We start from the raw sequence: 13,547 nt of genomic DNA, 5'->3' as shown, positions 1-13,547 counted from the left end.
TTCTGTTCGTTCGTCTGGTTATGCAACATGGCGTTGCTGCCCGCGCTGGCCGTCATTTTCTGCCTGTTGCAGATCGCCCAGGCGCGCGCCGAGACACCCGGTCTGGTCACACCGAACGAGGTTCAATCCGGCAGCCTTCTGCTGGAAACAAGCGAAGCCGGGCGTTATGTCGAAGCACCCCGGCTTGCTACGGACGTCAACCTCGATGTGAGCGGGCCGACGGCCAGAGCCCGGCTGACGCAGGCATTCGAGAACCCGACCGACAGTTTCGTTGAAGCCCTGTATGTTTTTCCGTTGCCCGAAGAAAGCGCAGTCTATTCGTTGAAGATGGTTATCGGCGATCGCGTGATTGTCGCTGACATCAAGGAAAAGCAGGCAGCCCGTGAAATATATGAAAAGGCGAAAAGCGAAGGCAAGAAAGTCACGCTGATCGAACAGCAGCGACCGAACGTGTTCACCAATGCGGTTGCCAACATCGGCCCGCACGAAAAAGTCGTCATCCAGGTCGAGTATCAGCAGGCGGTGCGGCTTGCCGATGAGCGTTTTTCGTTGCGTGTGCCGTTGGTCGTCGCACCGCGCTACAATCCGGACATTGCCTCACCCGTTGTCCAGAAAGTCGAAATGCAGAATGGCTGGGGCAAGTCGAGCGATGCTGGCAAGCCCGATCCTTATAACGCGCCGATTGTAACGCCACTAGCTCCCCCGGCTGAACTGCGGACCAATCCCGTGAGCATCTCGGTCGAATTGAAGCCCGGCTTCCCGCTTGGCAAGGTCGAAAGCCTTTACCACAAGGTCAGGATCGATGCGGCGAATGACGCCACGCGAGAGATTACGCTGGACGGCGCCGCTGCTGCGGACCGCGATTTCGTTCTGGAATGGAGTGCTGTAGCAAAAGATGCGCCGCAGATCGGGCTCTTCCGCGAACATGTCGGCAAGGACGACTATGTGCTTGCCTATGTTACGCCACCGGCTGTTGCCAGCGCAAAAAAGGCGCAGCGTGAAGTCGTCTTCGTGATCGACAATTCCGGATCGATGGGCGGTACTTCCATCGAACAGGCAAAGGCCAGCCTGGATTATGCACTGTCGCATCTTCAGCCCGGAGACCGGTTCAACGTGATTCGCTTCGACGACACGCTGACCAGGTTCTTCGAGGATTCGGTCGAGGCCAATCAGCAGAATATCGCCTCCGCCCGCCGTTTCGTGACCAGCCTTGAAGCGCAAGGCGGTACGGCAATGCTGCCAGCCCTTCATGCAGCGCTTGATGACAGCCATCGGGGTAACGGATTGCGCCAGATCGTGTTTCTGACCGACGGCGAAATCAGCAATGAGCAGCAATTGCTGGATGCCATTGCAGCACGTCGGGGGCGCTCTCGTATCTTCATGGTCGGTATCGGCTCTGCCCCCAACTCCTATCTGATGAACCATGCGGCGGAGCTTGGACGCGGAACCTTCACCCATATCGGATCGGCGGCGGAAGTGGACGAACGCATGCGGGCTCTGTTCGACAAGCTAGAAAACCCTACTGTTACCGATCTGAAGGCCAGTTTCTCGGAAAAGAATGTAAGCATGACCCCATCCATTCTGCCCGATCTCTATCGTGGCGAACCACTGGTTATCGCTGCGCGGATGGGCAAGGCAGCCGGAAATCTTGTCATCGAAGGCGAGATTGATGGCCGTCCATGGACAGTCAATCTGCCGCTCGATCAGGCAATGAATGCGGAAGGCATTTCAAAATTGTGGGCTCGCCGCAAGATTGATGATGCGGAAGTGGAACTTACCCTTGGCAAGATTTCTCAGGACGCAGCCGATGCGCGCGTTCTTCGGCTCGCACTGGAACATCATCTGGTTAGCCGGCTGACGAGCCTGGTGGCGGTCGACAAGACACTGTCGCGACCAGCCAACACACCACTCACCCGCGCCGATATTCCGCTGCAACTGCCTGCTGGCTGGGATTATGACAAGCTGTTCGGCATCCGTGCGGAACGCAATGTCGAGGAGCATGCAAGTATGGACGTGAATGGCGTGAGCGCCCCTGTTCGCAGCCATGAGCGCCTCGCTTCACCATCATCGCCGTCGCAGCCCCTTCCGCTGCCGCAGACGGCAACGCCGGCGACGCTCCTGCTCATGCAAGGCCTCGGTTCGATGCTGGTCGGGCTCTTCGTCCTCTGGTTCTTCCGCCGCAGGGAGAACGTGTGATGGTTGTCAGTCAGTTTGTTACGGGGAGCGCGCTGAAGCGCTCCCTTCTCCCCGCGCTTGGCATGATGCTGGTCGCAATGGGTTTGGTACTTTCCGGTCAGGGTATCTGGATACATGCCAAAGCGTTTGTCGCACAAATCCTGCTTGAACGGGCGTTTTCAGAGAGCATTGAAACAGGCGCTCCCGTCAAACCGTGGAACTGGGCCGATACCTGGCCGGTAACCCGTATCGAAGTCCCGCGGCTTGAAGAATCAGCCATTGCCCTGAAAGGCGCCAGCGGGCAGGCATTGGCTTTTGGCCCCGGCCATCTGGACAACACGCCGATGGCGGGCGAACGGGGAACGGCCGTCTATGCTGCGCATCGCGACACGCATTTCGCATTTCTGAAGAATGTCGAGGAGAACGACCAGATACTCGTCACTCGCAGCGACGGAAAGACGGTTTCCTATCGCGTCAGCCACATGGCCGTGGTGCGGTGGGATGAGGCGAGGATCGCGCCGGACCGCGAAGGCCGCCACCTCGTGCTGGCGACCTGTTACCCGTTCGATGCGATTACTCCTGGCCCGCTTCGCTATCTGGTCTATGCAGATATGGAGACCGACGAGTCAGGCGATTGATCGACTTGCGATCTCGTATGAACGCAGGCGTTTCTTGTGATCGTGGATCATGCCGGTCAACATCAGCTCGTCGGCGCCGGTGCTCTCCGCAAAGGCCTTGATGCCTTGCGCTACTGTCTCCGGTCCACCGACGACGCGGCATGAAAGCATCTGGCGCACAAGCGCCTGTGCTGCCGGATCAAGCCGTTCCATATAGCCTTCGACTGGTGCGGGAAGCTTGCCGGGGCGACCGCTGCGCAGGTTCACGAAAGCCTGTAGCTGCGAGGTAAAAAGATAATTCGCCTCTTCGTCCGTATCGGCAGCGATCACGTTGAGGCCCAGCATCACATAAGGCTTCTGCATATATTCCGATGGTTCGAACCGCTCGCGATAAAGCGCAATGGCGCGTTCCATCTCGGCAGGCGCAAAGTGCGAGGCGAATGCGTATGGCAATCCCAGCATGGCGGCAAGCTGCGCGCCGAACAGGCTGGAACCGAGAATCCAGACAGGCACATTCAGCCCCTCACCTGGCACGGCGCGCACGCGCTGGCCCGGCTCGGCAGGTTTGAAATAGTTGAGCAACTCGACCACATCCTGCGGAAATGCGTTTGCATCGCTGTCGAGATTGCGTCGAAGGGCATGGGCGGTGATCTGGTCGGTGCCGGGAGCGCGTCCAAGACCGAGATCGATGCGGCCCGGAAACAGCGAGGCCAGCGTGCCGAACTGTTCCGCAATCACAAGGGGTGCGTGATTGGGCAGCATGACGCCGCCTGCACCGACGCGGATGGTCGAGGTGCCGTTGGCGACGTAACCAATAACCACGGATGTCGCCGCGCTGGCGATGCCCGGCATATTGTGGTGTTCGGCGAGCCAGTAACGGTGAAAGCCGAGCCGTTCGGCATGTTGCGCAAGTTCCAGTGTGTTGTGCAGCGACTGCGCTGCATCACTGCCTTCGGGAACGGGCGATAGATCAAGAACGGACAAAGGTATCATACTGGCTCATATGGGTTGGAACGCCGCATTCGCAACGTCAGCAGAACAAAAAAGGGCGACCTATTTCTAGGCCGCCCCTTGTCGTTGGTTCAACGCAAGTTTCAGTGATGTTGCACCGGAGCCGGTTCGCCGCCCTCTTCGGAGGACGCAACATACTCGCCTTCCACATCCTTCTTCGCGATGAAGGTGTAGAACATAGGCACCACGAACAGCGTGAAGATCGTACCGATCACGATGCCGGTGAAGATCACGAGGCCCATCGAGTAACGAGCCGCCGCACCGGCACCGGTCGCGATGATGAGCGGCACGACGCCGAGCGCCATGGCCGCAGTGGTCATCAGGATCGGACGCAGGCGGGTTTCAGCCGCGACAATGATTGCATCCCGGCGTGACAGGCCATGCAGGCGGCGCTGCTGATTGGCGAATTCGACCATCAGAATGCCGTGCTTGGTAATCAGCCCGACAAGGGTGATGAGACCGACCTGCGTATAGATGTTGAGGGTACCGAGGCCGATATTCAGCGGCACGATGGCCCCGAAGATCGACAACGGAACCGACATCATGATGATGAACGGATCACGGAAGCTTTCGAACTGCGCCGCAAGCACGAGATAGATCACGATCACGGCGAGGCCGAAGGCGATCAGGATCGTGTTGCCCTGCTCCACTTCCAGTCGCGACTGGCCGGAATAATCCAGGAAGAAGCCTTCCGGCATCTTGGACTTGGCCAGATCGACCAGGGTTTGCAGGCCCTGCCCGGTGGTGACGCCCGGCAGCGGCAGCGCCGAAATCGTTGCCGAATTCAGCTGGTTGAACTGCTCGATAGCGGCAGGCGATGCGTTCTGGCTGACCTTGATGACCGAAGACAGCGGGATCATCGAGCCGGAGACGCTGCGCACATAGAAGTCGCCCAGCTTTTCCGGGTTCGAACGGTAGACATCAGGCACCTGCGTGATGATGTCATAGCTGTTCGAATCGCGGTCGAATTTCGCCACCGATGCGCCACCGGTCAGGAGACCCAGTGTCGAACCGATATCGCTGATCTGCACACCCAGCGTCGCCGCACGGTCACGGTCGATGGTGATCGTGATCTGCGGCGCGTTGAAGGAGAGCGAGTTCTGCACGATGATGTACTGGCCGGAAGCCTGCGCTTCGTTCTTGATTTCCTCGGCGAGCTCGAAGACCTGATCGGCCGGGCCGGTCGATTGCAGCGCAATCGAGATCGGCAGACCGCCACCCGTTCCCGGCAGGGACGGAGGCGCGAAGATGAAGGCTTCGACACCTGCGACCTTGGAGATACGTGCGGTCAGGTCCTCCTGGATCTGCTTCTGCGAACGCGTGCGCTCGTTCCAGTCCTTCAGAACCCATAGCGCGATACCGGATGTCGTGCCGCCGTCCATGCCGACGATCTGGAAGCGGGTCTTCAGTTCGGGAAGATCCTTGGTCAGTTCGTCGATCTGTTCGGCGTAGAGATTGGTATAGGCCGAGGTTGCATATTGCGGAGCCTGGAACATAGAGAACAGCGCGCCGGAATCTTCTTCCGGTGCCAGTTCGCTCGACGTGTTCATGAACAGGAATCCCGTCAGGCCCATCAGCGCAATAACGATCATCAGCGTGATGCCGCGATAGTTGAGCGAGTTGGAGACGCGGCGGTGATACCACTTCTCGAAACGCGAGAAGGTCCGGTCGATGAACTTCTGGAACCGGGTCTGGTCGCCGTGCTTGAGCATGCGGGCGCACATCATTGGCGAAACCGTCAAGGCGGCAATACCGGAGATGATGACGGCACCGGCCAGCGTGAAGGCAAATTCCCGGAACAGAGCGCCCGTCAGGCCGCCCGTGAAACCGAGCGGTGCGAACACCGCCGCCAGCGTGATCGTCATGGCGATGATCGAGCCGGTGATTTCCTTCATGCCCTTGAACGCGGCGTCAATGGGCCTCAGGCCCTCCTCGATATGCCGGTGGATGTTCTCCAGGACCACGATGGCGTCATCGACCACAAGACCGATGGCGAGAACCATGGCAAGCAGCGACAGGAGATTGATCGAGAAGCCGAGCACATAAAGGAAGAAGCACACGCCGATCAGCGAAATCGGGATCGTGACAATCGGAATCAGCACCGAACGGAACGATCCGAGGAAGACGATGATGACCAGAATGACGATGGCCACGGCTTCGCCGATGGTCGTGAAGACTTCCTTGATCGACGAGCTGATCTGTTCGGTCGCGTCGTAGACCAGAACGAGCGACATGCCTTCCGGCAGCGATGCCTGGATGGACGGAAGCTCCTTCCGGACCGCCGCCGCCATGTCGATGGGGTTTGCCGCCGGCGTCGGGAAGACGCCGAGGAATGTACCCGCCGAGCCGTTGAACGAAACGATGGTGTCGGTGCTTTTCGCCGCGAGTTCGACCCGCGCCACATCACGCAGGCGAACGACGTCATCCCCCGACGCCTTGATCGGCATGGCGCCGAAGGCTTCCGGGGTCTGCAAGGTCGACTTCAGCGTGATCGAAGACGCGACATATTCGTTCTTCGTCGTGCCAGGAGCCGACAGGAAGTTGGAGGCCTTGATGGCCGCCAGAACTTCCGGCGCCGTGATCTGGCGGGCCGCAAGCTGGATCGGGTCCAGCCAGACGCGCATCGAATAGACCTGGCCGCCCAGAATTTCCGCCTTTGCAACGCCCTGAATGGTGGACATGCGCGGCTGGATAACGCGCTCCAGATATTCGGTGATCTGTTCGCTCGTCATGTTCGGGTTCTGCGCCGCCAGATACATGGTGGCGAAGTTCTGGCCCGTGCCCTTGACGATGACAGGGTCATCGGATTCGTCCGGCAGGTCGCCGCGAACCTGATTGACCTTGGCGATGACTTCCGTCAGCGCCGCGTCAGGGTTTGCGCCGAGCTTCATCTGCACCGTCACGGTGCTTGACGACGGACGGCTCGAAGAGGTCACGTAATCGATGTTTTCGGTGGTCGCGACCGCTTCTGCAATCGGAGCGGTGATGAAGCCCTGAATGAGATCGGCGCTCGCACCGGCATATGTGGTCGTTACCGTAATGACGGTTTCGTCGACCTTCGGATATTCACGCACCGTAAGCTGCGCGATCCCCTGAAGGCCCAACAGAATGATCATGAGGGCGACCACCGTGGCAAGCACGGGGCGCCGGATGAAGATATCGGAAAAGCTCATCGGGTTCGCCTATTGCTTGTCGGCCGGCTGGCCGGCCGGAATCGGATTGACGGTGTTGTCGATTTTCACCGGAACACCGGGCGAAAGCCGGTTCTGGCCTGCCGTGATGATGATGTCGCCGGCCTTGAGGCCGCTCGTTACCTCGACCAGACCGGAATAACGGCGTCCAAGCTTGATGAAGACCTGCTGCGCCACCTGCTTTTCGCCCTCTTCAGGCTTGGCATCGGCTGCTGGAGCCTTGGCGGTGCTGTCGCCTTCGGCGGCCTTCGCGCCTTCCGGCTTCTGTTCCGGACGGACAGCATAGACATAATCGCCGTAAAGGCTGGAGATGATCGTGGTCTGCGGAAGAGCGATGACATTGTCTTCTTCCGGCAGTTCGACACGAACCTGCACGAACTGGCCCGGCGTCAGCTTGTGATCCGGATTCTGCACTTCGGCACGCACGGAAACGAGACGGGTGGCCGGGTCGATCTTCGGATCGATGCCGACAATCTTGCCCGTAAAGTCGAGCGCGTCCGCCGTCGAACCGACCTTGACGGTCTGCCCGAGCTTGATGGACGCCAGCGATTGTTCAGGAACCGTGAAGTCGATACGCATCACGTCGGTGTTCTGCAGCGTGGCGATGACCGTGCCGGGGGTCAGATACTGGCCAAGATCGACTTTGGAGATGCCGATAACGCCGGAAAACGGAGCCTTGACCGACTTCTGCGCCAGCGTTGCGCGCATTTTTTCAACGCGTGCGCTTGCAGCATCGGAGGCCGAGGCCGTCGTATCGACATTCGACACCGCACCCACGCCACGGGTGCGCAACGTGTCAGCTCGCTTCAGGTTCTGCTGGGCAAGGACGGCTTCGGCTTCAGCGGCTGCGAGGTCCGCCTTCTGAATGCTGTCTTCCATCTGAAGCAGCAGGGCGCCTTCCTTGACTTCCTGATTGGCCTTGAAGTTGATCTTCTGCACGACGCCGTCGAGCTGCACGGTCAGGTCAACACCATTGAGCGCGTTGGCCGTGCCGATGGCCTCGACACCCGGCTTCCAGACGCCCGGCTCCACCGTGACGGTCGAAACCGTCTGGGCAGGCTGCTGCATGTTGGCGAAGAAGTCCTTGATGGCCTGTGATCGGAACAGGTTAAAGCCGACGAGGCCTCCGACGACGATCACGAGGAATATTATTGCCAGTATAAGGCGCTTGATCATTGCGGATGCACTCCAGATGGCTCCCTGATCGATCAGGGTTGGGGGATTGGCCGCGGCGCCTTCTTTCGCATTCACGCAAAGGTCGCGCGTATTTTACTTGAATGAAAGTGGCGAATAACTGTACCGTCCAGACGGTATTGTCAACACTCGAACTGTCAGGAGACACCAGTAAGTTGCCAACTAAAAAGAAAGTCTCGTCGCGCGAACGTATTTTGCGCGCTGCTATCGAGCTTGCCCGTGAGATCGGCCCTGCTCACCTCTCTCTCGATGCCGTAGCAGCCCGTGCGGGGCTTTCAAAAGGCGGATTGCTTTATACTTTTCCGACCAAGGCCAAACTGCTCGAAGCGGTGGTCGAAGAATACATGAAAGAGCATGAACACGCCATGGAGGTTCATGAGACACTTCAGAAAGGCGATAAAAACCGCGTGGCGCGGGCTTTTCTGGATGTTTACCGGGTGCAGGCCGATGAGGAACCTCCTGCCTGCGGCGTTCTTGCCGCGCTTGCCGAAGACCCCGGTTTCATGGTGCCTGTCCGGCAATATCACAGGGCTTTCCTCGACCGCATGATCAAGGACACGACCGATTCCGATACGGCGCTGATCGTCTATCTGGCCGTCGCCGGGCTGGAATGCTCCAAATTGATGGAATGTGAAATTCTGGACGACGAAGAGCAGCGCGCCGTTCTCTGTCGTCTGGAGAACATGTTGACGGTCGGATAGGCCGCTCGCCTGAGACGCATCGGCGAGATGCGCCCCGGTGGTTTTTCTTCCTCTGATTCGTATCATCTTGCGGCCGGAGAGAATACGCGCAGGCGATGTCCGTCTGGATCAATTGCCACAAACGAGCGTCCGAACTCCAATGTTTGCGGCTTGGACAAGTTGGAAATCTCGCGCGCGGTCCAGTCTGCATATATCTTGTCGATCTCTTCATAACTCGCGTACCGGAAAGCGATCTCTCCACCAAACGCGCCGGAATCAGCGACCGGTTCTACCGTGTGTCTGGACCACAGTCCCAGCATCAGACCGTTGTTCAACAGAAAGAGCACAAAAGTCGGTGAGGCTTCGATAGGCTCAATCCCAAGCAGTTCTGTGTAAAAGCGACCGCTCGATAGCGGGTTCTCTACGTATAGAATTGTGAAATTCGGATGGTTCATTGTTGTCGCTCCTTGATTGGATACGAGCAACACTACGAAGACACACTGTCAGTTTCCGGCAGTATCAATCAAAATTCCGGACGATCCCCTGACGGGTCTTCCACTCTTTAAGGAGCGCAGAACGTCGTTTGGGGTAGCGATCGCTCTCAACGCTCAATCTGGCGATGCGATCAGTACGGAAATGTCGAAAATCCTGTCGCATTTCGCACCAAGCGAGCACTACCCGCACCTGTTCGAAAAAAGTCAGGGCGAACGGCCAGATCAGGCGCTCGGTCGAAGTACTGGCCGCATCGTTATAGAATATGGTGATTTTTCTTTCCGAGCGAATGGCGCTACGAAGAGCGGCAGCATCCACCAGATCGACCGCATCTTTCTTGCTGGGGCCGACAAGAAGGCTTACCGCGTCGAGCGTAACGCGTAAATCCTCAGGCATTACTGCTGCCACTTTGGCAAGAACATTGCGTGCAGCTGCGCCGAGTTCAGCGTCTCCCCTGTCCGCAACCCATCTTGTGCCGAGAACCAACGCTTCGATTTCTTCCTGGCTGAACATGATAGGCGGCAACATAAAGCCGGGACGCAGGATATAACCCAATCCCGGCTCCCCTTCGATAACTGCGCCCTGCGCCTGAAGGCTCGCGATATCACGATACAGCGTGCGAATACTGATACCGAGCTGCTGCGCCAGCGTCGCCCCGCTTACCGGGCGACGATAGGTGCGGAGTAACTGCAAAAGCTCAAGGAGGCGTTCAGAGCGGGACACCGGGATGCTCCTCCTTGTGCAGTATGGAGATATTACAGAAGGGCCGGAATATCGCCCCTCGCCCATCCTTCCGAGGTTTCGGCGGAGAAATCGGCAAAGCGTCCCCCGGCAATCGATGCGCGGATGCCTTTCATCAGATACTGATAATAGGCCAGGTTATTCCAGGTCAGCAGCATGGCGCCGAGCGCTTCACCCGATTTCACCAGATGATGCAGATAGGCGCGGCTGTAGTCGCGCGATGCCGGGCAATCCGATTCCGGATCGAGCGGGCGATGATCGTCGGCATGGCGTGCATTGCGCAAATTCACCTTGCCGAACCGCGTAAACGCAAGGCCGTGGCGGCCTGCTCGCGTCGGCATGACACAATCGAACATATCGATCCCGCGCGTCACGGATTTCAGAATATCGTCCGGCGTGCCGACGCCCATCAGATAGCGCGGCTTTTCCGACGGCAGGATCGGACATACGACTTCCAGCATGTCGAGCATGACCTGCTGCGGTTCGCCGACTGCAAGCCCGCCGACCGAATAGCCCTTGAGATCCATGGCCTTTAGCGCTTCCGCCGATTTTTCGCGCAGGCGCGCAACATCGCCGCCCTGCACGATGCCGAACATCGCCTTGCCCGGCTGGTTGCCGAAAGCGACCTTGCAGCGCTCGGCCCAGCGCAGCGACAATTCCATTGCGCGCTCGGTGTTCTTTTCCGGCGAAGGCAGCGCCACGCATTCATCGAGCTGCATCTGGATATCGCTATCGAGTAGCCCCTGTATCTCGATGGACCGTTCCGGCGTCATCTCATAAGGCTTGCCGTCGATATGCGAGCGGAATGTCACGCCATTTTCGTCAAGCTTGCGCAATTGCGCGAGCGACATGACCTGAAACCCGCCGGAATCGGTCAGGATCGGGCCTTTCCAGCCGCCGAACTCGTGCAGGCCGCCCAGACGTGCCACGCGTTCAGCGCCGGGCCGCAGCATCAGATGGTAGGTGTTGCCAAGGATGATATCCGCGCCGAGCTCTTTCACCTGATCCATATACATGGCCTTGACCGTGCCCGCCGTGCCCACCGGCATGAAGGCAGGTGTGCGAACCACGCCGCGCGGCATGGAAATCTCGCCCTGACGAGCAGCGCCGTCGGTTGCCAGCACCTTGAATTCGAAGTTTTCGCTTGTCTTTAGGTTTTCCAGAGTCATGCGGTGTCTTTAACTTTGTCGGCTCGCTCAAGCAAGCTGCCGTCGCCATAGGAGTAGAAGCGATAACCGTTGCTGATGGCGTGATCGTAGGCGGCGCGCATCGTGTCGAGACCGCTGAATGCCGATACGAGCATGAAAAGCGTCGAGCGCGGCAAATGGAAGTTGGTCATCAGCAGATCAACCGCACGGAACTTATAGCCGGGGGTTATAAAAATATCGGTCGCACCCGACCATGGACGGATGAGGCCGTCCTCACCCGCCGCACTTTCGATCAGGCGCAGGGATGTGGTGCCGACGCAGACGATCCTGCCGCCCCGCTCGTGAACGGCATTGAGCGCATCTGCAGTGCGCTGCGACACATGGCCGATTTCCGAATGCATCTTGTGGTCGGCGGTGTCATCGGCCTTGACCGGCAGGAAAGTCCCCGCCCCCACATGCAGCGTCACGAAATGTTCTTCAACGCCCTTGGCCTTGATCTTTTCCAGAAGCTCCGGCGTGAAATGCAAACCGGCGGTCGGAGCTGCGACCGCGCCTTCTTCCCGCGCATAGACCGTTTGATAATCCTTGCGGTCGCGCTCGTCTTCGGCGCGCTTCGATGCGATGTAAGGCGGCAGCGGAATGTGCCCGACCGAAGCAATCGCCTCGTCCAGCATGGCGCCGGAAAGATCGAACACCAGAAGCGCCTCGCCCGCATCGCCCTTTTCCGCCACGGTGGCATCAAGCGTGCCGAGGAAGCAGCTCGATCCGGAATGGCCAAAGCGGATGCGGTCGCCTTCCTTCACGCGCTTGGCCGGACGGAGGAAAGCCTTCCAGCGATCGGCGCCGGTACGCATATGCAGCGTGGCGCTGACCTGGCTTATATTGCCGTCGCGCTCGCGCATGCCTTCAAGCTGCGCCGGTATCACTTTGGTATCATTGAAGACAAGCGCATCGCCGGGTTGCAGCAGATCAGGCAATTCGAATACCTGTCGATCCTCGAATGGCTGGCCGGGACGGACACGCAACAGTCGGGCGTGGTCACGCGGCTCGACCGGGCGCAGAGCGATGCTCTCTTCCGGCAAATCGAAATCAAAAAGATCAACACGCATGATAGACCTCATTATTACGGCCCCGGCATGAACCGGAGCCGTAATTTTTCTTTGAAACAGGCAGGATCAGATGTCGGCAGCGATACGCGCCGTCACGATCTGGTCCGGATCGGAGACCGGTTCGCCGCGCTTGATCTTGTCGACATTGTCCATGCCTTCGATGACCTGGCCCCAGACGGTGTACTGGCGGTCGAGCCATGGAGCATCGGCAAAGCAGATGAAGAACTGCGAGTTGGCCGAGTTCGGATTGGCGGAACGCGCCATCGAGGCGGTGCCACGCTTGTGCGGCGTGTTGGAGAATTCCGCCTTCAGGTCCGGCTTGTCCGAACCGCCCATGCCAGCGCGCGAGCCGTTGAAATGAGCGCCGCCCGTCTTGCCGAACTTCACGTCGCCGGTCTGGGCCATGAAGCCATCGATCACACGATGGAACACAACGCCGTCATAAGCGCCTTCGCGCGCCAGTTCCTTGATACGCGCAACGTGATCCGGCGCGAGATCCGGATAAAGCTCCAGAACGACATTGCCCTTGGTGGTTTCAAGAACGAGCGTGTTTTCAGGGTCTTTGTAAGCCATTGGGCCTCTCCTTGTATTTACTTCTTGGTGGCCTGAAGCGTGGCCTTGATGATCTTGTCGGGGTTTTTCACGGCGCCATTATCGGCTTCGCTGCCCTTCTTTATCTTGTCGACGACATCCATGCCGCTGACAACCTTGCCGACCACCGTATACTGGCCGTTGAGGAATGAGCCGTCCGCAAACATGATGAAGAACTGCGAATTGGCCGAGTTCGGGTTCTGGCTGCGGGCCATGCCCACCGTGCCGCGAACGAAGGGTTCCTTGGAGAATTCTGCCGGAATATCCGGATAGTCAGAGCCGCCGGTGCCGACGCGTGATGCATCGAAGTTCTTGTCCATGTTGCCGAACTTTACATCCCCGGTCTGGGCCATGAAGCCCGGAATGACACGGTGGAAGGCAACGCCGTTGTAAGCGCCCTCGCCGACCAGCTTTTCGATCTGCGCAACATGCTTTGGCGCAAGGTCGGGACGAAGCTCGATGGCCACGTCGCCATCCTTCAGTTTGAGAACCACGGTGTTTTCGGTACTGGCGGCAGAAGCGGTGTGGACTGCGCCTTGCGAGAGCGCGAAGAAGGCGGCAGCGGCTAGCGCTGAACGAACGAAAGACATGATCGAAA

Annotated in this window: 12 protein-coding genes; 3 read left to right on the top strand and 9 right to left on the bottom strand. The window is 58.8% G+C overall.

The features are described from left to right. The first annotated feature begins 27 nt into the window (after positions 1–27). On the top strand, positions 28–2,196 hold the full coding sequence (locus ACS5UA_RS12045; RefSeq protein WP_278388509.1) for a marine proteobacterial sortase target protein: 2,169 nt from the start codon (positions 28–30) through the stop codon (positions 2,194–2,196). Further along, positions 2,196–2,813, top strand: coding sequence for a class GN sortase (locus tag ACS5UA_RS12040; protein ID WP_112669732.1), 618 nt, complete (start codon positions 2,196–2,198; stop codon positions 2,811–2,813). Before ACS5UA_RS12045 ends, ACS5UA_RS12040 begins: the two co-directional genes overlap by 1 nt. Here the strand turns inward: ACS5UA_RS12040 and ACS5UA_RS12035 are convergent. The 3 genes from ACS5UA_RS12035 to ACS5UA_RS12025 form a co-directional block, all read right to left on the bottom strand. Next, positions 2,802–3,785 (bottom strand): LLM class flavin-dependent oxidoreductase, encoded by a 984-nt coding sequence (locus ACS5UA_RS12035; protein WP_100650126.1) that lies wholly within the window; start codon positions 3,783–3,785, stop codon positions 2,802–2,804. The two genes, ACS5UA_RS12040 and ACS5UA_RS12035, sit on opposite strands and share 12 nt — an antisense overlap. A gap of 101 nt (positions 3,786–3,886) precedes the next feature. After that, positions 3,887–6,976: an efflux RND transporter permease subunit gene (locus ACS5UA_RS12030; protein ID WP_006466800.1), complete on the bottom strand. Its 3,090-nt coding sequence runs from the start codon at positions 6,974–6,976 to the stop codon at positions 3,887–3,889. Positions 6,977–6,985: 9 nt separating this feature from the next. Next, complete coding sequence (locus ACS5UA_RS12025; protein WP_112669730.1) at positions 6,986–8,170, bottom strand: efflux RND transporter periplasmic adaptor subunit; 1,185 nt, start codon at positions 8,168–8,170, stop codon at positions 6,986–6,988. A gap of 173 nt (positions 8,171–8,343) precedes the next feature. On the opposite strand from ACS5UA_RS12025, the gene ACS5UA_RS12020 reads away from it, so the two are divergent. Further along, complete coding sequence (locus tag ACS5UA_RS12020) at positions 8,344–8,889, top strand: TetR/AcrR family transcriptional regulator (protein ID WP_006470453.1); 546 nt, start codon at positions 8,344–8,346, stop codon at positions 8,887–8,889. A gap of 62 nt (positions 8,890–8,951) precedes the next feature. Here ACS5UA_RS12020 and ACS5UA_RS12015 read toward each other — a convergent pair whose 3' ends face one another. The 6 genes from ACS5UA_RS12015 to ACS5UA_RS11990 all read right to left on the bottom strand — a co-directional run bounded on the left by ACS5UA_RS12015 (position 8,952) and on the right by ACS5UA_RS11990 (position 13,539). After that, on the bottom strand, positions 8,952–9,323 hold the full coding sequence (locus ACS5UA_RS12015) for a VOC family protein (RefSeq protein ID WP_063882362.1): 372 nt from the start codon (positions 9,321–9,323) through the stop codon (positions 8,952–8,954). A 64-nt stretch (positions 9,324–9,387) separates the two neighbouring features. Continuing rightward, positions 9,388–10,083, bottom strand: coding sequence for a helix-turn-helix transcriptional regulator (locus tag ACS5UA_RS12010; RefSeq protein ID WP_063882364.1), 696 nt, complete (start codon positions 10,081–10,083; stop codon positions 9,388–9,390). Between the two features lie 32 nt (positions 10,084–10,115). Then, positions 10,116–11,270: a tRNA guanosine(34) transglycosylase Tgt gene (gene tgt / locus ACS5UA_RS12005; RefSeq protein ID WP_063882366.1), complete on the bottom strand. Its 1,155-nt coding sequence runs from the start codon at positions 11,268–11,270 to the stop codon at positions 10,116–10,118. Then, positions 11,267–12,358 carry a tRNA preQ1(34) S-adenosylmethionine ribosyltransferase-isomerase QueA gene (queA, locus tag ACS5UA_RS12000; protein WP_063882368.1) on the bottom strand — a complete coding sequence of 364 codons (1,092 nt, stop codon included), beginning with the start codon at positions 12,356–12,358 and terminating at the stop codon, positions 11,267–11,269. Before queA ends, tgt begins: the two co-directional genes overlap by 4 nt. Before the next feature lie 66 nt (positions 12,359–12,424). Then, positions 12,425–12,931, bottom strand: coding sequence for a peptidylprolyl isomerase (locus tag ACS5UA_RS11995; protein WP_112669728.1), 507 nt, complete (start codon positions 12,929–12,931; stop codon positions 12,425–12,427). Between the two features lie 17 nt (positions 12,932–12,948). After that, a complete protein-coding gene (locus tag ACS5UA_RS11990) occupies positions 12,949–13,539 on the bottom strand; it encodes a peptidylprolyl isomerase (RefSeq protein ID WP_063882371.1) in 591 nt (196 codons plus the stop codon). Positions 13,540–13,547 lie beyond the last annotated feature (8 nt).

The organism is Brucella sp. RRSP16, from assembly GCF_052246815.1.
Taxonomy (GTDB): Bacteria; Pseudomonadota; Alphaproteobacteria; order Rhizobiales; family Rhizobiaceae; genus Brucella; species Brucella intermedia.
Note: the sequence above shows the minus strand (reverse complement) of the source record. Positions and strands in the feature narration are given on the sequence as shown.

What these genes read in the sequence shown, in the direction of transcription:
- ACS5UA_RS12045 (WP_278388509.1), top strand. Translation starts at nt 28, where the DNA reads ATGGCGTTGCTGCCCGCGCTGGCCGTCATTTTCTGCCTGTTGCAGATC.
- ACS5UA_RS12040 (WP_112669732.1), top strand. Translation starts at nt 2,196, where the DNA reads ATGGTTGTCAGTCAGTTTGTTACGGGGAGCGCGCTGAAGCGCTCCCTT.
- ACS5UA_RS12035 (WP_100650126.1), bottom strand. Translation starts at nt 3,785, where the DNA reads ATGATACCTTTGTCCGTTCTTGATCTATCGCCCGTTCCCGAAGGCAGT.
- ACS5UA_RS12030 (WP_006466800.1), bottom strand. Translation starts at nt 6,976, where the DNA reads ATGAGCTTTTCCGATATCTTCATCCGGCGCCCCGTGCTTGCCACGGTG.
- ACS5UA_RS12025 (WP_112669730.1), bottom strand. Translation starts at nt 8,170, where the DNA reads ATGATCAAGCGCCTTATACTGGCAATAATATTCCTCGTGATCGTCGTC.
- ACS5UA_RS12015 (WP_063882362.1), bottom strand. Translation starts at nt 9,323, where the DNA reads ATGAACCATCCGAATTTCACAATTCTATACGTAGAGAACCCGCTATCG.
- tgt (WP_063882366.1), bottom strand. Translation starts at nt 11,270, where the DNA reads ATGACTCTGGAAAACCTAAAGACAAGCGAAAACTTCGAATTCAAGGTG.
- queA (WP_063882368.1), bottom strand. Translation starts at nt 12,358, where the DNA reads ATGCGTGTTGATCTTTTTGATTTCGATTTGCCGGAAGAGAGCATCGCT.
- ACS5UA_RS11995 (WP_112669728.1), bottom strand. Translation starts at nt 12,931, where the DNA reads ATGGCTTACAAAGACCCTGAAAACACGCTCGTTCTTGAAACCACCAAG.
- ACS5UA_RS11990 (WP_063882371.1), bottom strand. Translation starts at nt 13,539, where the DNA reads ATGTCTTTCGTTCGTTCAGCGCTAGCCGCTGCCGCCTTCTTCGCGCTC.